Origin of the sequence: Novosphingobium naphthalenivorans NBRC 102051 (assembly GCF_001590985.1) — a bacterium.
Classification (GTDB): Bacteria; Pseudomonadota; Alphaproteobacteria; order Sphingomonadales; family Sphingomonadaceae; genus Novosphingobium; species Novosphingobium naphthalenivorans.
This window is the reverse complement of the sequence record NZ_BCTX01000005.1, coordinates 17,153-34,740: the sequence shown is the minus strand read 5'-3', so window position 1 is coordinate 34,740 and position 17,588 is coordinate 17,153. Positions and strand designations below refer to the sequence as shown.

At 63.6% G+C, this 17,588-nt stretch carries 11 protein-coding genes; 4 read left to right on the top strand and 7 right to left on the bottom strand.

Annotated features, from left to right (window positions below):
- Positions 1-15 precede the first annotated feature (15 nt).
- The 4 genes from NN5_RS02885 (at position 16) to NN5_RS02870 (ending at position 6,226) form a co-directional block, all read left to right on the top strand.
- The gene (locus NN5_RS02885) at positions 16-2,904 is read left to right on the top strand and encodes a TIM-barrel domain-containing protein (RefSeq protein WP_067732556.1); all 2,889 of its coding nucleotides are present in this window, start codon (positions 16-18) and stop codon (positions 2,902-2,904) included.
- 104 nt (positions 2,905-3,008) lie between these two features.
- A complete protein-coding gene (locus tag NN5_RS02880; protein ID WP_067732555.1) occupies positions 3,009-4,628 on the top strand; it encodes an alpha-L-fucosidase in 1,620 nt (539 codons plus the stop codon).
- Positions 4,629-4,730: 102 nt separating this feature from the next.
- On the top strand, positions 4,731-5,603 hold the full coding sequence (locus NN5_RS02875; protein ID WP_067732554.1) for a 2-dehydro-3-deoxygalactonokinase: 873 nt from the start codon (positions 4,731-4,733) through the stop codon (positions 5,601-5,603).
- Positions 5,600-6,226, top strand: a complete 627-nt coding sequence (locus NN5_RS02870; RefSeq protein ID WP_157080976.1) for a 2-dehydro-3-deoxy-6-phosphogalactonate aldolase — start codon at positions 5,600-5,602, stop codon at positions 6,224-6,226. The genes NN5_RS02875 and NN5_RS02870 overlap by 4 nt, the downstream gene beginning before the upstream one ends.
- A 38-nt stretch (positions 6,227-6,264) precedes the next feature.
- Here NN5_RS02870 and NN5_RS02865 read toward each other — a convergent pair whose 3' ends face one another.
- From NN5_RS02865 to araD1, 7 genes are all read right to left on the bottom strand, one after another.
- Positions 6,265-8,328 carry an MGH1-like glycoside hydrolase domain-containing protein gene (locus NN5_RS02865; protein WP_067732553.1) on the bottom strand — a complete coding sequence of 688 codons (2,064 nt, stop codon included), beginning with the start codon at positions 8,326-8,328 and terminating at the stop codon, positions 6,265-6,267.
- A 144-nt stretch (positions 8,329-8,472) separates the two neighbouring features.
- Positions 8,473-11,244 (bottom strand): TonB-dependent receptor, encoded by a 2,772-nt coding sequence (locus tag NN5_RS02860; protein ID WP_067732552.1) that lies wholly within the window; start codon positions 11,242-11,244, stop codon positions 8,473-8,475.
- A 180-nt stretch (positions 11,245-11,424) separates the two neighbouring features.
- Positions 11,425-12,858 (bottom strand): glycoside hydrolase family 43 protein, encoded by a 1,434-nt coding sequence (locus NN5_RS02855; RefSeq protein WP_067732551.1) that lies wholly within the window; start codon positions 12,856-12,858, stop codon positions 11,425-11,427.
- Between the two features lie 85 nt (positions 12,859-12,943).
- On the bottom strand, positions 12,944-14,008 hold the full coding sequence (locus NN5_RS02850) for an arabinan endo-1,5-alpha-L-arabinosidase (protein ID WP_067732550.1): 1,065 nt from the start codon (positions 14,006-14,008) through the stop codon (positions 12,944-12,946).
- Positions 14,005-15,582, bottom strand: coding sequence for an alpha-N-arabinofuranosidase (locus NN5_RS02845; RefSeq protein WP_067732549.1), 1,578 nt, complete (start codon positions 15,580-15,582; stop codon positions 14,005-14,007). The genes NN5_RS02850 and NN5_RS02845 overlap by 4 nt, the downstream gene beginning before the upstream one ends.
- Before the next feature lie 24 nt (positions 15,583-15,606).
- Positions 15,607-16,533 (bottom strand): Gfo/Idh/MocA family protein, encoded by a 927-nt coding sequence (locus NN5_RS02840; protein ID WP_067732548.1) that lies wholly within the window; start codon positions 16,531-16,533, stop codon positions 15,607-15,609.
- Between the two features lie 18 nt (positions 16,534-16,551).
- On the bottom strand, positions 16,552-17,547 hold the full coding sequence (araD1, locus tag NN5_RS02835) for an AraD1 family protein (RefSeq protein WP_067732547.1): 996 nt from the start codon (positions 17,545-17,547) through the stop codon (positions 16,552-16,554).
- Positions 17,548-17,588: the final 41 nt, after the last annotated feature.

The window sequence follows — 17,588 nt, the reverse complement described above, 5'->3', positions numbered from 1 at the left end:
CAGGGGATTACGATAATGAAGCACATCCGGATCGCGGCTCTGCTGGCAGGCAGCACGCTATGTTCGATACCCGCGTTGGCGGCTGCAGCACCGGTCGAGAAAATCCCTGGCGGCGTCGTGGTCACGCCCGAAGCGGGCCCTTCCGACCGCGTCGAGGTGACTCTGCACGGGGACGGCATCTTCCATGTCGTCGCCCATCCGCGCGGGCTTGAGGCTCCCGCTCCGAACGAGAGCCTGATGGCGCCCCATCCGCCCGCAGCGGCGCAGTTCGCGGTCAAGCAAAGCGGCGGGCACCTGACCGTTACGGCGGCGAAGGCGGTTGCCGATATCGATCTGGCGAATGGGCAGGTCCGCTTTCTCGACAGGCAGGGCAAGGAACTGCTGGCAGAATCGGCGCCTGCCGCATTCACGCAGACCCAGGCTGACGGCAAACCCTACGTCACCGTCTCGCAGCAGTTCAACCGGGGCACCGGCGAAGGGCTTTACGGCCTTGGCCAGCACCAGAACGCCCAGATGGACTACAACGGCGAAGACGTCGAACTTGCCCAGCACAACATGGACATCGGCATTCCCTTCGTCGTGTCCACCCGCGGCTATGGTCTCTTGTGGGATAACGAGAGCATCACCCGCTTCGGCAATCCGGCTCCTTACACACTGGTAGGCGCCGATGGCGGCATGAAGGTGACCAGCGGAGGAAAGGACGGCTTTACGGCCGAATATTTCCTCGACGGCAAGCTGGCCGTCGCGCGGCAGGAAGCGACGATCGACTACCAGTATCTGTCCGATCAGGCAAAATGGCCTGCGGAGGCCAAGGCCAGGACCGAGGCTGCCAGCGAGGGGCAGAACACCGCAGGCAACGCCGTGCAGACACAGAGCGTCGTGTGGAACGGCGACCTGCATCCGGACAAGACCGGCGTGCACAAGTTCGAGCTCTATGGTTCCAGCTACTACAAGGTCTATGCTGACGGAAAGCTTGTGCTCGATCGCTGGCGCCAGAACTGGAACCCTTGGTACGCCAACTTCGAACTGCCGATGACGGCGGGCAAGCCGGTCCATATCCGCATCGAGTGGGACCCGAACGCCGGGTACATGGCGCTGCTGCACAACGATCCGCTGCCGCAGGCCGACCGCCATTCGGTCTGGTTCACCAGCAATGTCGCACGCGGCAAGGACTACTGGTTCATTCCCGGCAAGGACATGGACGGCGTGATCGCGGGTTATCGCGAGCTTACCGGCAAGTCCGAGATGATGCCCAAATGGGTCTATGGCTTCTGGCAGTCGCGCCAGCGGTACGACACCAGCAAGGAACTGCTGGATGTGCTCGGCGAGTACCGCAAGCTGCAATACCCGATCGATAACATCGTGCTCGACTGGCGCTACTGGACCGATCCCACCTGGGGCAGCCACAAGTTCGACGCATCACGCTTTCCGAACCCGCAGGCGATGGTGGATCAGGTCCACGACGAACATGCACAGATCATGATCTCGGTCTGGCCCAAGTTCTATCCGACCACGGACAACTACAAGGAACTCGACGCTGCCGGAGCCGTCTATCACGGCAATCTGGAGCAGGGGAACACGGACTGGGTCGGCCCCGGCTATCACAGCACGTTCTACGATCCCTACTCGGCGGAAGGGCGCAAGATCTTCTGGCGGCAGGTGCAGGACCGGATCGGCGTGCTGGGCTTCGATGCCTGGTGGGCCGATGCCAGCGAGCCGGATATGCACTCCAACCTTTCGATCGAAAAGCGCATCGACACCATGGGCCCCACGGCGATCGGCCCGGCGGCGGAGTTCTTCAATTCCTATCCGCTGATGAACGCGCGCTCGTTCTATGACGGCTGGCGGTCGTTCAAGCCGGACGTGCGGCCATTCCTGCTCACCCGCTCGGGCTTTGGCGGACTGCAGCGTTACAGCGCCGCCGTGTGGTCGGGCGACGTGGCCACGCGCTGGTATGACCTGCACGCGCAGATATCGGCGGGCGTCAACACCGCGATGTCGGGCCTGCCCAACTGGACGCACGACATCGGCGGCTTCTCGGTCGAGCCGCGCTATGCCGCTGAAAACCCGAAGCCGGAGGATCTGGCCGAATGGCGCGAACTCAACTTGCGCTGGTTCCAGTTCGGCGCCTTCAGCCCGCTGTTTCGCAGTCACGGCGAATACCCCTGGCGCGAGATTTTCGAGATTGCGCCGGAAGGTTCGCCAATGCGCGCTTCGATGGTGTGGTACGACAAGCTGCGCTACCGGCTGATGCCCTACATCTACACGCTCGGGGCGGACACTTACCTGAACGACGGCTCGATCATGCGCGGCCTCGTCATGGACTTTCCCGAGGATGGACGCGCCCGCACGGCCAACGACGAGTACCTGTTCGGCAAGGCCTTCCTGGTCGCCCCGGTCACGACTTACAAGGCGCGTGAACGCGAGGTTTATTTCCCCGGCAAGGGCGTGACCTGGTACGACTTCGAAAGCGGCAAGACCTATGCCGGCGGCCAGAGCGCGGCCGTGCCGGCTGCGGCGGAACGCATGCCGCTGTTCGTTCGTGCCGGTTCCATCGTGCCGATGGGCCCGGTCATGCAATACACCGACGAGAAGCCCGACGCTCCGGTCATGCTGGCGATCTACACCGGCGCGGACGGCGTGTTCTCGCTCTACAACGACGATGGCCGTTCGGAGCAGTACAAGACCGGGGCCTGGGAACGCATGCCAATTCGCTACGACGATGCCAGTGGCACGGTCACGCTCGGTGCACGCGAGGGCAAGGGCTATGCCGGAATGCCTGAAAGCCGCACCGTTCGCATCAAGTGGATTTCCGCAGGCGAAAGCGTGGCAGAACAGACGGCGGCCGACGCCGAAGTGATCTGGAATGGCAAGGCGCTGCAGGTGAAACGCCCGCGACGCTGAGCTGGCGTGCCTGCTCCGCCGCTTCTCCTCCAAAGGCGGGGCAGGCACGTCGAACGATCTGCAGGACGGGAAATCCGTCCATTTTCCTGGAGAGGTACTACGTCATGCCCGATCGCCGCACGTTTCTGGCAGCCGCCATCGCTGCGGGGGCATCGGTCCGCGCTCTTGCTTCCGCTCCGGAAGGAATGGCTGCGGGCCCGGTCGAGCCTTCCTGGAATTCGCTAATCGCCAACTACCGCTATCCGGATTGGTTCCGCGACGCGAAGTTCGGCATCTGGTCGCACTGGGGGCCGCAGGCGGTGCCCGAGCAGGGCGACTGGTACGGACGCTTCCTCTACATGCAGGGGCATCCGATGTATGAGCATCATCTCAGGACTTACGGCCATCCGGCCCAGACCGGGATGATGGATATCCATAACCTGTGGAAGGCGGACAAGTGGGACCCGGAAGGGTTGATGCAGCGGTTCGTGAAGGCGGGCGCGAAGTATTTCGTCAGCCTGGCTTGCCACCACGACAATCTCGATTGCTTCGATTCCTCGCACCACGCCTGGAACGCGATGCGCGTCGGACCAAAGCGCGACGTCGTCGGCACCTGGGAAAAGGCCGCGCGCGCAGCCGGACTGAAGTTCGGTGTCTCCAACCATGCCTCGCACGCATGGCACTGGTACCAGCCTGCCTATGCCTACGACGCGGAAGGGCCGCGCAAGGGCGAACGCTACGATGCCTACTGGCTCGGCAAGGCCGATGGTGCGGGGCAGTGGTGGGACGGGCTTGATCCGCAGGAACTCTACACCGGGCGGCACATGGTGGCGCCGGACGGGATCGACAGCATCGATGCAATGAACGATTGGCATGACAAGCACGACGGCCAGTGGATCGAGACCGCACCGCCCGGCGACGAGGCGTTTGCGCGGCAGTGGCTGCTGCGTCAGATGGATCTGGTATCCCGCTACAAGCCGGATTTCTGCTATTTCGACAATTATGAGCTGCCGTTCGGGCGGTATGGCCTCATGGCGGCAGCCGACTACTACAACCGGTCGATCGGCTGGCATGGCAAGATCGATGTCGTGCTGACAGCCAAGCAGTTGCAGGCGCACGCCCGCTTTGGCCTGGTGCAGGATGTCGAACGCGGGTTCACCGATCACCTTTGGGACGAGCCGTGGCAGACCGACACGTGCATCGGCGACTGGTTCTACAACCGCTCGCGGTTTACGCAGAAGAATTATGCCAGTGCCGAAGCCGTGCTCCAGCGACTCGCCGATGTGGTGTCCAAGAACGGTAATCTGCTGCTTTCGATCCCGCAGCGCGGTGATGGCACGATCGATTCCGAGGAAGAAAAGATCCTCGACGATCTCGCCGCCTGGATGGCGGTGGGCGGTGAGGCGATCTTTGGTACGCGTCCCTGGCATGTCTTCGGGGAAGGGCCGACCGAATTGCAGACCGGCATGAAGAACGAAGAGGGCTTCAAGGGATTTGCCGAAGGAGACGTGCGGTTCACGGTCAAGGACGGCGCACTTTACATGCTGGCTCTGGTGCCTCCGGCGAAGCCCTTGTCCGTGCGCGCACTTGGCCGGCGCCGCATGAAGGGGGAGATCGCACGTGTGACAAGGCTCGGCGGTGGTCCGGTGCATTTCAGGCAATCGGCCGACGCGACTGTCCTGGAATTTCCCCGTTCAGCCGGTGTTGTGCCCGTTGTGAAAATCGAAGGCCAAGGGATCGCCTGAGCCGATGAAGCGTAGAAGATTGTCAGGTGATGGTGGCCAGTGATCAGCCACAGAAGGGATAGCCGTGTTGCTGGGATTTCATGCCCGGGAGGCGATGCGCCAGTGAACGCGGATGCATTCATCGCCATCGACTGGGGAACCACAAACCGCCGGATTTTCCGGATCGAGAACGGCGTGGCGCAGGCTTTTGAGCGGGATGCCAAGGGCATCCTGGCCATATCGAGCGGCGGGTTCGAAAAGGAAATTTGCCTGATCCGCGACCGGCATGGGAAGTTGCCGCTGGTTCTCGCCGGAATGATCGGTTCGAACCGCGGCTGGATCGATGCGGGGTATATTCCCTGTCCGGCGGATATCGAGGCGCTGGCCGCCGCGGCAGTCTTTCCGGAGCGGGACATTGCCGTGATTCCAGGGGTCAGCGTCACGCACGGCAGCCGGGGCGACGTGATGCGCGGCGAGGAGGTCCAGTTGCTTGGTGCCTTTGCCGCCGGATGGGTGCCGGGATCGGCGTTTCTCTGCCAGCCGGGAACCCATAGCAAATGGGCGACCATCGAACGCGGCGCATTGCGGGATTTCACGACGTCGATGACTGGTGAAATGTTCGGCCTGCTGAAGTCGCACGCACTGATCGGCAGCGAGATGCAAGGCGATGTCGATGATGACCCAGCGTTTCAGGCAGGCGTTGCGGCATCGGCAGACAAGGATCTGCTGGCAGAGCTTTTTGGTGTTCGTGCTGCGGCCATCCTCGGCCTCAGGGCGCCCCGCGAGGGTGCCTCCTATGTCAGCGGATTGCTGATCGGGGGCGATTGCCGGGCTCGGCTGCCCCTGCCTGGGCAGACGGTCCATCTGCTGGCGGACTCGCTCTTCGCAAGGCTCTACAGCCGTGCCATCGATATGGTGGGCGGGAAAGCGATCCCGGTCGACAGCGAGAAGGCATTCGTTGCCGGCATTTCGGAAATCAGGAAGAACATGAAATGATGACGTTCCAGTCAGCCTTCGAACAAATGCCACTGGTTGCGATCCTGCGTGGTATCCTGCCGGATGAAGTGGAAGCTGTGGGAGAGGTATTGGTCGAGGCCGGTTTCCGGCTGATCGAGATTCCGCTCAATTCGCCGGAACCACTCACCAGCATCGAACGCCTTGCCAGATGCGTAGGACATTCTGCTGTTGTGGGAGCGGGAACGGTTCTGACCGTCGATCAGGTCGATCAGGTGGGTAATGCGGGCGGCCGGCTCATCGTATCGCCGAACACGAATCCTGAAGTGATTGCCGCGACGGTTCAAAAATCGATGGTTTCGTTGCCGGGCTTCTACACGCCTTCCGAGGCTTTCGCGGCGCTTGCTGCGGGTGCCGATGCTCTCAAGCTGTTTCCCGCCGAGGCTGCAACGCCTGCCGTCATGAAAGCGTATCGAGCCGTTCTGCCCGCAGCCGTGCCGATCCTGGCGGTCGGAGGCATTACCCCGGACAATCTGCAACCCTGGCGTGAGGCAGGGGCCGACGGATTCGGATTGGGGTCTGCTCTTTACCGGAATGGATTGTCAGTCCGCCAGATCGGCGAGAATGCAAGGGCGTTCGTCGCGGCGTGGAACGAGGACCGATAGGATCCCGGCAAATCGGCGGGGCCGGGCCCCGAAACCAATCACGGGGCCTTGAATTCGGACACGGCTCTGAATTCGACGAGGCGCAGGGGTTTCCCCTGAGCGGGCTTCATGCGCACCTTGAGGCGTGAAACAGCACGTTTTGGCCAGGTCAGGCGGGTTATCCCGTTGGCCAGCGGCCTGGCTTGAGCAAGCACGCTCCAATGGTGGTTGCTCAAGCCTTCAATGGTCACCGACACGGGGACGGAAATGCTGTGGCCGTCGTCGAAAAAGGCGAGTTCGGCGGTGTCGGCGTTGACCGGCTTGCCGAAGTTGACCTCGAACCACTGCGGATCGTTCGAAGCAGCGGACGTCCAGCCGTTCGGGAGTTCTGGAAAGAACCAGAGCCTGCCGTCGATGGCATCGTGCAGCATTTCCGGGTCCGGATTGGTCGATGCACTGGCCATGGGGAACTGACCGCGCACGAGTTGGACCGCGTGGTTTATCGTGCGGGCAATCGGCGGATTGGGTATCCGGGTGACTGGCACGGTGAGGCGGCCGGGACTGGCGCGGCGGGCCGCTTCCCTGCCATCGACTTCGATCGACAGGCCCGTTCCCCGACCATAGTGCGTGCCATCGGCATCCCACGTCACGGCAATCTTGTGGCCGTGATAGGGAATGTCCTCGGCACGGAACCAGGCGAGAGCCTGGGGATCGCCGGAAGCGGGAAGCAGCGGATTGACTTCGAGAACGTCGTCCGCGCGCGGGCGGATGCCCACAAGGCCCGACAGGATCAGGTCGATATAGCCCGAATGGAAATAGTGATGGCTGCGGTTCAGCCCGACGATCGGCTCGCCGGTGGCCGGATCGTAGTCCTCCTCCAGATCCAGCCGGCCGCCCTGATAGTGCAGGGCAGTGTATTGCCGCAGCAGGTGCATGTAGGCGCTGCGGGTGACAGGGCCGGTGTTACCGTAGTGATCGAGCAGGTTGGCCATGGCGATGAGGACCTGCGTTGTCTGGTAGGGCCAGACCGGGCCGTTCCACTGGCATTCGCGCGCGGTGCCCAGGTAACGGTACTGGCGCATGTAGTAGGGATAGGTCTTCTCGACCGTCCGCATCCCGGCCTCTCCGGCCAGCGATGCCGGATCGAGCAGGTGCGCCCATGCACCGGCATAGCGCGGATCGTCGGGCACGAGGTCGAACATCCAGGGCAGGTAGCCCGCCAGTTCGCGCGCCCGGATTGGCTCCCAGTATTTTACGTGCTGGTTGTCGGCCTTGTAGCGGTCGGCGAAATGATCGAGCGCCGGATTCCACAGGTCCGCCAGCAGGCGGGCCCGCAGGCCATCGGCACGGACCGCGAACGAGTGCGCGAGCGCCGTGTCTCCGGCCAGCCCGGCGATCCGCGAGATCGCGCGCGCATTGGCGGCCATGTAACTGTTGATGGTCGGGCGGAAAGCATCGCCGCCCCGGAAGCCGTCTTCGCCGCCCGAGGCATCGATCGAAGATACGGTGTATTCGGTCGCGTCGAGCAGGGGCTCGATGAAATAGAGGCCTTTGGCGAAATCGTAGTGATCGTCCCACAAGCCGTAGATGTGCCGCATCACGGCCAGATGGCGCGTTGCGGCAGCGCGGTCTCCGTCGACGAGGTAACGGCCCCATACGGAGTCCGCCATGTAGTCGGTGAAGTGGCGGTCGTTGCCGCCTTCGTACATGAAATTGATGTAGTCGTCGGTGAAACGGCGGTCGTTCAGCCAGCGGCCCTCGGCGATATGGAATCCGCTGGCATCGTTGAGGCTGGCATAGGGCTCGCGCTGCCAGGATACGTCGTCGGCAAATTCGGTGGTGATGTAGCCGCGCACCCCCAGATCGCGCTGATGTGCGCGGAAGATCGACCAGCGGTAGTAATAGACGTCATCAATCCTGGGATCGGCGCTTTGGAAGAAAGGGATGCGATGCTCGTACCAGGGGGCGTCGTTGCCGAAATGCGCGCGGGCAATCGCGGCATGGTCCAGCATCGGGCGCGTGGTCGGGGCATGGAGTGGCGTCGCAGGAGCGGAAACGGAAGGGCTGGCGACCGTCGCGAGAACCGCCGCAGCGGCGAGCATCGGGCGGAATGTCGCGAGCATTGATGCCCTCCTCCGGATTATCCTTGCGGAAGAAATGGAAAAGCGGCCGCTTCCCGGGTTGTGTGGGGAGAGGAGCCCGGGAAGCAGCCGCTTTGTGCCGGCCGGAACGCGCGAATGGCAGTGGCGTTCCGGCCGGTCACGTCGTCAGTCGAAGGTGAAGCGGGCGCCAACGGCAAAAGTGCGCGCCAGCTGCAGCGTGCCGAGGTTGAACTGCTGCGCGTTACCCACGTCGCCGAACTTGTAGTAGTTCTGCTGCTTCGACTTGGTCAGGTTGGTCGCATCGAAGGTCAGGCCGATGCGGTCGGTCACATTCCAGGTGAGCTGGACGTCGAGGCTTTCCTCCGGCTTGAACCACACGCCGATCGGGTTGGCGAACAGGCGCGCTTCGTTGTTGTGCAGGAAGCCCTGACGCCAGACGTAGGAAACGCGGGCGTTGAACGGGCCCCGGTCATAGGCCAGAGTTGCGTTGTACGAGAACTTCGAGACGTTGAAGAACTGCGAGGTCGTCTCGCCGGTGACGTTGCCGGCCGAGTCCGTCATCGGAATGTTCTGCTTCGAATCCAGGACGGTCAGGCTGCCCTGGAAGCCCAGGCCGTTCAGGACGCTGGGCAGGTAGTTCGGGAAGTAGGTCAGCCCGACTTCCACGCCCTTGAGTACGCCGTTCGATGCGTTCACCGGACGGGTGATCGCGAAATAGTCCGTGGCACCGGCGACGATGCCGTTATTCGGGATGTATTCCATCACCGTCAGCGGCACCACCAGGCCCTGGATCTCGCGCCGGAAACCGGTCACGTAGATCGCGCTGTTGCGTTCGAAGTACCATTCCAGCGCAAGGTCGTAGTTCTTCGAGTGCGTCGGCTTCAGGTCGGCCGTGCCCGCCGAACCGCTGCCGTAGCCGACATTGGTGAGATCACCCGTCAGCGAATAGTTCGGATTGATGTCACCGAAGTTCGGGCGGCGCAGGGTCTCGCCGTAGTTGAACCGCAGACGCAGGTTCGGCGTGATCTCGTACCTTGCGGTGAAGCTCGGCAGGAACTTCTGCGACTGGCTGCCCGAACGCGTCTGGGCGCCGCCATTGTAGCGGTCGAAGAAGTTCGAGTCCGTGGTCACGGCCACGTAACGCACACCGCCTTCGAGCTGCAGCGGGCGGCCGAAAATCGAGACTTCGGCATCTGCCATGATGTAGGCCGACATCGTGACTTCATCGATGTCGAACGTCTTGACCAGCGACAGGGCGTCCGAGGTGGGCAAGCCGTAGAGCCCGCGCACATAGTCGGCGTTGTCGGCAAGCCAGCTTCCGCTTGGGAGAACCCAGCTGCGCGGCACGTCAGCAATGCCGGTCATGAAGTCCGAATTGGTAAACAGGGCTTCGGAGGGCAGGGTCGAGAGCGAGGCGCCGAGATAGCCGTCCTGCGTGCGGACGTAGCTCGAAGCCTTGCGGTCGTCATAGCGCAGGCCCGCCTTGACGCGGCGGATGAAGCCCTCATCCCAGGTGTAGTAGCCATCGAGAGAGGCCGTGATGGCGCTGCCCTTGTTCTTGCCCGCATTGTCATAGAACTGGGCGATGTTCCACACGCTCGGATCGGCGAGCAGGGAATCGTCGGCAAAGTGGTAGGAAGGAATGCCGCCGCCGGCGTTGAAATCGGCGGTGATCTGATTGGCCACGCGGTCGGTGCGCATCGCCAGGAAGGAAGTCTTGTTGGTGCTGGTCTGGTAGGCGACGTCACCGATGATCTTGCCGCGCTCGCCCAGTTCCCATTGCCCGTTCAGAGCATAGACGTAGCTGTCGGTGCGGTTGGTCGAATAGTCGCCGCTGTTGAATCCATAGACATCGTCCACCGTGCGCGACTTGACGATATTGGTGCCGTCATAGAGTTCGACAGGCCCCGGATTGCCCCACCAGTCGACGAAGCTGAACTGCAGCGAGTTGAAGGTGTGCCCGCGGAAACCCGCGTAGAACACTTCGGCGGTATAGACCGAGCTGGAGTTCGGCGCCCACTGCAGGGCAACGTTGGCCGAAGGACGTTCGCGTTCGCCGTAGAGGTCGGACGAGAAGACCGCGTCGCGCGAGAGGTAGTAGGGGACGTCCACGCCGTTGTAGTTGATCGTGGAACCGGGCTCGGTCGGCAGGCCATAGTCGAGGCCCGGCTGCCAGCCGGAGAACATGCGCTCAAGCGGGACAAGGCCCGAACCGGCCGGCGGGTTTTCGGTCGCGAAGGGAACGAACGCTCCGGCCGTTGTCGACATGTTGCGATACTTGGTCTTGCTCCAGCTGACGTTGGCGAGGAGACCGATGTCGCCGATGCCGGTTTCCCAGCGGTCGCTGACGAGCAGGGCGACGTTGGGGTTATAGCTGTCCGCCTGTTCGTTGTAGATGCCGCGGGCGAGACCCGAAATGGCAAAGCCGTCGAAATCGAACGGGCGGCGGGTCTTGACGTCGATCTGGCCGGCAAGGCCGGTCTCGATCTGGTCTGCCGCGCGCGTCTTGTAGATGTCGATCTGCTTGACGAGATTCGCGGAGATATCCTGCAGCGCGAACGACTGGCCCGCTGCGGTGAAGATGTTGCGGCCGTTGAGCGTGGTCAGCGGATCGGCAAGGCCGCGGATGGTAATGGTGGCTGCCTCGCCGCCGGCGCGGTCGGTGACCTGGACGCCGGTCACGCGCTGGAGCGCTTCGACGACGTTGTTGTCAGGCAATTTCCCCACATCCTCGGCCACGATCGAGTCGACGATCTGGGTCGATTCCTTGCGCACGTTCAGGGCGCCGATGATCGATGCCTTGACGCCGGTGACGATGATCTCCTGCGCGTCGGTGTCGGAAACGCCGCTGTTTGCTGCGTCCTGCGCATGGGCAGCGCTCGCCAGGGTGAGTGCAAGAACGGACGTTGTGCAAAATGTGATTGGCTTGAATGCCATGATCTACCCTCCCAATGAGGCTGGCCGGTACGATGCCTCGCCAAACCTTGCCGCCCTGTTATTTGTCGGAGTTATTTAGTGCAAGGGAAAAACGAACGTCGGGCAAGAAAGCGTTATTTGATGTGATGTCTGTGCCGCCGAAGCGCGTTTTTCGGGGTTTTTTGTCCGAGTTGTTGGAGGTCAGGATACCCGCCACAGGGTGGCGCTATCGGTGGTGGGGGCGAGTTGTATCCCGTTGTTGCCTGGTGCGATGGCCTTGCCGGGATAGGCGACCGATTCGAACCGCACTTGGTCCTTTGTCCGCCCCGGGATGCGCCTGAACAGGCTCGCGGCGGAAGCGCCGCTGGCCGAGGCCAGCGCGACAGCGCCGCCGGGCGCTGCATGCAGGCATTGGCCGCCCAGCAGGATGGGGGACAGCTGCACGGTATCGCCTTCGGCCGGAAGTGTGCGGAACTGTGTCTGCGGCAAAGGGGCGGCGCCTGCTAAGAGACGCGAGCCTTCATGGGCGAGCCAGGTGTCCGGGCTGCCAGCGGCCTGAAACCGATCGGGCAGGGGGCCGTTGCCGACGGGCACGCCGAAATCGGGGTTGCCGTCCGCATCGAAATAGAGCCGCTGCACGCGGGTGTGGCGGTCCGGGTTGAACAGCGGGTCCCCCTCGATCTGCGCGTAGTCGCGGCCATGATAGACCAGCATGTCGCGGCCTTGCTCGTCGACGGTGAAGCTGTTGTGGCCGGGGCCGTAGACAGAGGTTGCCTCGCAGGTGGTGAACACCGGCTTGGGCGACTTGGTCCAGTTGCGCGGGTCCATGATGTCGGCACCGGCATCTGCGGTCAGCAGGCCGAGGCAATAGCGCGCATCGGTGGCGCTGGCCGAGTAGCTGATGAACAGCTTGCCGTTCTTCTCCAGCACTGCAGGCGCCTCGTTGACCTTGAAACCGCGGACTTCCCAGTCGAGCGTCGGCACTGTCAGGCGCGCGGGCTTGGCCGCCAGCGTGAGCGCCGATGCCATGGGGGCGATGTAGAGGTTCGAATTGGTCTCGATCCCCGGTTCACGCTGGGCCCAGGCGAAATAGCGCGTGCCCCGGTGCATGAACATGGTGGAATCGAGGTTGAAGCTGTCCCACGGCGCCTGGAACTGACCCAGCACGGACCAGTTGCCGCGCATCGGGTCCGGCCCGTCGCAGACGACGGCATAAGTGCGGATGCGGAACACGTCCTCACCGCCGCCGCTGGGGCCAGCGGCGAAGTACATCACCCAGCGCCCGTCGACGAGGTGCAGTTCCGGGGCCCAGATGAAGCCGGACATCGGCCCGCTGGCCTCGTGGCGCCAGAGCACGCGTTCTTCGGCATCGGTGAGCCCGGCCAAAGTGAGCGAACGGCGCAGGACCAGTCGGTCATATTCCGGCACAGATCCGGTCATGTAGTAATAGCCGTCGTCGTGGCGGAAGACCTGCGCGTCGGCCCGCTGTTTCACCAGCGGGTTGACGATGCCCGAAGCGGAAGGCGCGCCGGGCGCGGGCGTGCTCGCCATCATGGTCTTGCCTGCCTGCGTGCAGGCGATCGGCACCATGGCTGCTCCGGCAGCAAAAGCGCGTCGCGATAGGGTGAATTGCATCTCGTCCTCTCCGGGTGGGCGGTTCGTACCGCCCTTCAAAAAAAGGACACCCCGGCCCGGGGGAGCCGGGGTGTCAGCAGGTGGATCAGTATTCTGCGATGGGCCAGCCGTCCGCGCCCCAGCGGATCGGCGCGATGCGTAATGTCGGCCTGCCGTCTGCCTGTTTGTCATAGGCATGGTAGGCGACGTAGGTCGTCCCGTCCGTGTCGGTGAAGACCCCCGCATGGCCGGGGCCGCGGAAGCTTTGCTGCTCCTGCAGGTCGGCTCGCAGGAAGACCGTGCCGCCGCCCATCATGGCCTCGCTGCCGTCCTTGCCGAGATAGGGGCCGGTGATCTTCCGCGAGCGCGAGACGACCGTGTAATAGGTGCTGTTCACGCCCTTGCAGCAATAGTCGAAAGAGGTGAGCAGGTAGTACCAGCCATCGTGCTCGAAGATGAACGGGGCCTCGATAGGATCGGGCGCACCGGCCGGGACAAGGCGGCGGGCGATGGAATAAGGCTCGGTGCCGGGCTTGGGTTTTCCGGTTGCCGGATCGAGCGGGAACAGCTTGATCCCGGTCCAGAAACTGCCGAGGACCAGCCACTGCCTTCCTTGCGCATCGGCAATGAAGTTGGGGTCGATCGCGTTGAAATCATCGTCGCGGGTCGACATCACGACAAGCCCCTGATCCTTCCAGCGGTAGTTCTTAGCTTTGGGATCGAGCGTCGCATTGGTGGCAAGGCCGATCGCGGACCGGTTCGAGCCGAACGTGGAGACCGAGTAGTAGAGCCGGTATTCGCCGTTCACATAGGAGATGTCCGGCGCCCAGATGCCTTCGGTGCCGGGAATGGCCTTCCTCGCCCATGCCGGGATCTCGGCGAAGACCGAACCGGCATCGGTCCAATGCTGCAGGTCTTTCGAGGTCTTGATGCCTATGTAGTGCCCGACAGTGCTGAACACGTAATAGGTGTCGCCCTCGCGGGTGATGGCCGGGTCATGCACCGTGAGGTCGCCCGAAAGCCGGGAACTGAGCGTGCCGGTTTCCACCGTTTCGGCTTGCGTGCCGGCCGCTGCCGCAGGGGCAGCGGCCGCCAGAAAGGCGCCGAGCCACAGGGAGCGGCCCGGCAAGGCAGGCCGCTTCCCTCTGCCGTGGATGATACGCCCGCTCATCGCAGTTCGAGCGTCACGATCGACTTGGCGGGCAGGGTGACGACCAGCTTGCCGCCCTTGACGCGCGCGCCGGAGAAGGCGGCGGGCTTGACCACGCCGGGCTTGTCGAAGGTGTTGTGGGAATTGATCGCCGGTGCCGTCAGGATCGTGCCCGTCACGCCGGATGCCTTCACGCCGTCGAGGCCGATGGTCACGGTGTTGGGCTTTTCCGGGTCTGCATTGGACAGGCCGACGTGGATCTTGCCGTTCTTGGCCTTCACCGCCGAACCGCTCACGGCCGGAACCGTGAACTTGCCCTTGGTGTAGGTCGGCGTCGCGATGTCGATGGGTAGCACCGTGGCATCCTGCCAGGGCTTGTACATGTCGAAGACGTAGTAGGTGGGCGTCAGCACCATCTTGCTGCCGTCGGTCAGGATCATGGCCTGAAGGACGTTCACCATCTGGGCGATGGCGGTCATCTTCACGCGGTCGGCGTGCCTGGCGAAGATGTCGAGGTTGATGGCGGCGATCAGCGCGTCGCGCAGGGTGTTCTGCTGGCGCAGGAAGCCCGGGTGCGTGCCCGGATCCTGAGCATACCATGCCCCCCACTCATCGACCGCAAGGAAGACCCGCTTGTCCGGATCGTACTTGTCCATGATCGCGGAGTGTTTGGCGATGAGTTCGTCCATCCGCCAGGTCTCGTGGAGCGTGTCGGCCCAGGCGGTCTCGTCGAAATTGACGGGATCGGCCTTGGGCGGCCAGCCGCCTTCGGGCAGCGTGTAATAATGGAGCGAGAGACCATCGAGCAACGGACCGGCGACCTTCATCATGGTCTCGGTCCAGTTGTAGTCGTCGACATTGGCGCCGCTGGCGATCTTGAGGATGCGCGTGCCGGCCGGTGCCTTGACGAACGTGGCATAGCGGCGGGTGACGTCGGCGGCATATTCGGGGCGCATGTTGCCGCCGCAGCCCCACAGCTCGTTACCGATACCGAAAGCGGGAACCTTCCAGGGCTCCTTGTGGCCATTCTTCGCGCGTTCGTCGGCCAGGGTTCCGGCCGGGGCGGTCATGTATTCGACCCATTCGGCCATCTCGCGCGGAGAACCGTCGCCGACGTTGCCCGAGATATAGGCTTCGGCGCCGACCTGCCGCAGCAGCTCGAAGTATTCGTGCGTGCCCACGGTGTTGGGCTCGGTCACGCCGCCCCAATGGGTATTCACCTTGACCGGGCGCTGGTTCTGCGGGCCGATTCCCTCGCGCCAGTGGTATTCGTCGGCAAAGCAGCCGCCGGGCCAGCGGATCACCGGGACGGAGAGTTCGCGCAGCGCGGAAACGACGTCGTTGCGAAAGCCGTTGGTGTTCGGGATCGGGCTGTCCTTGCCGACCCACAGCCCGCCGTAGATACCGTTGCCGAGGTGCTCGGCGAACTGGGTGAAGATCCGTTTGTCGTAGACGGGGCCGGGCCTGTCGGCGTGGATTTCGGCGGTGGTCGGCTGGCCGTTGGTATCAGCATGCGCGGCGCCGGCAGTCATTCCGGCAAGCGCGGTTGCGCTGAGCAGCGCGGTAAAGGCGGTGTGTCGCAGGACCTTGATCATTTTATAGTATCCCCTCCCGGAGGATCAGTCGTGAAAGGCTTCTACAGGTTCGCGGCGGCCGCGCAGGAAGGCGTCGGCGACGAGGCGGAACGGATCGATATCGACATCGCTGCGCCCACCCCGGATCAGGTTGGCAAAGCGCGAGTAGAGGCCCGGATATTCCAGGTCCTCGTTGTGCTCGGTGCCGGCGGGCGTCGTCAGCACCGCGCCGCCCTGGGAGAGCTTGAGCGTCCCGGCGTCGGTTTCGACAATGATGTCCCAGCTCTGCGGGCCGGTCTGGCGCCAGTCGAGGTCCATGTGGATCTCGGCCCCGCCGGTGTCGCACATGTTGATGTCGGCAGCGATGGGAGCCGCGCGGTTCTCGGGGATGCTCAGCGTTGCCGCCTTGAGGAAGACGGGACGCGGCAGGATATGCGTCATGATCGAAAGGGCATTGATGCCGGGATCGAACACGCCGAGGCCACCCGGTTCCCAGATCCATGCCTGTCCCGGATGCCACACCCGCACGTCCTCGCGCCAGATGATCGAGACTTTTTCGATCCTGCGTTCGGCAAGCCATGCACGGGCAGGCGCCACGCCCGCCGCGAAGCGCGAATGCCACGAGGCGAACAGGGTAACGCCGACTTTGTCCGCGCGGTCGCGCAGGGCGACCACTTCGGACAAAGTGGCGCCGGGGGGCTTTTCAAGGAAAACGTGGATGCCGCGCTTGAGCGCCTGAACGGCAAGGCCATAGCGGACCTGGGGCGGCGTGCAGAGCGCGACTGCATCGATGGCCGGCCCCTTTTCGAGCAGTTCCTCGAGACTGGAAAGGTGCGGAATACCTTCCGCTCCGGGGTCGTGCGGGCTGACGGTCGCCGCCAGGCTGAAGGCGGGCGTGCCGGCAATCGCGGGCAGGTGCTGGTCGCGGGCGATCTTGCCGACGCCGACAACGGCAATGCGGATAGGGTCCATGTATCAGAGGCCTTCGAGTCAGAGTGCCTTCACCGCGACCGGACGCGCTTCGGCGCGGGCCAGCGGATTGGCGACCGGCAAGGTAAAGGGAGAAGCCGAGATCTCGAACACATCGCCTTCCCGGGTGGCGATCCCATCGGAAAACGACAGCGTTGCGGTGCCGAAGAAGTGGACATGAACGTCGCCGGGACGGCGGAACAGGTCGTACTTGAAGTGATGGTTCTCAAGATTGGCCAGCGTGTGCGACATGTTGGCTTCACCAGAGAGGAACGGCTTTTCCCAGATCACCTTGCCGTCGCGCAGGATGCGGCTGGTGCCCTCGATGTTTTCGGGGGGCTGGCCGATCAGCAGTTCGGCGCCCAGCGAGGCCTGGCGCAGCTTGGAGTGAGCGAGCCACAGGTAATTGTGGCGCTCGGTGACGTGATCGCTGAACTCGTTGGCGATCGCGAGGCCGAGGCGGTAAGGCGTCCCGTCCTCGCCGATAATGTAGATACCGGCCACTTCAGGCTCTTCGCCGCCATCCTGAGCGAAGGAGGGCATGGTGAAGGGATCGGTCGGGCCGACAAGCTGCGAGCCGTCGCCCTTGTAAAACCATTCCGGTTGCTGGCCGGCTTCGCCGGGAGCGGGCTTGCCGCCTTCCAGGCCTTCCAGGAATATGCGCATCGAGTCCGTCAGATGCTCTCCCGACGTGGCGGCCTTGTGCATCTTGTCGCGCCCTTCGGCCGAGCCAAGGTGGGTGAGGCCGGTTCCCGCCATCAGCAGGTGCGCGGGATCGTCGTGATCGATCGGCGCGAGCAGGCGGCCGGCCGCAAATTCGGCGGCTATGTCGATGGCGGGACCGGCCGGACAGGCCTTGGCCGCTTGCGCCAGCGTCTCGCCAGCGGCGATGGCGCGCAGGGCGAGTTCGCGGACAGTGGTGACACCTTCGAGAATGTGGGCAGCATCCCCTTCAGCCAGGATGACCGAGCGCGAGCCGTCGGGCGCGCGATGCTGAAGCAGGCGAAGATAGGTCATGGGTTTCTCCCGACCGCGACGCGCCGGTTCTGGGAAGCGCG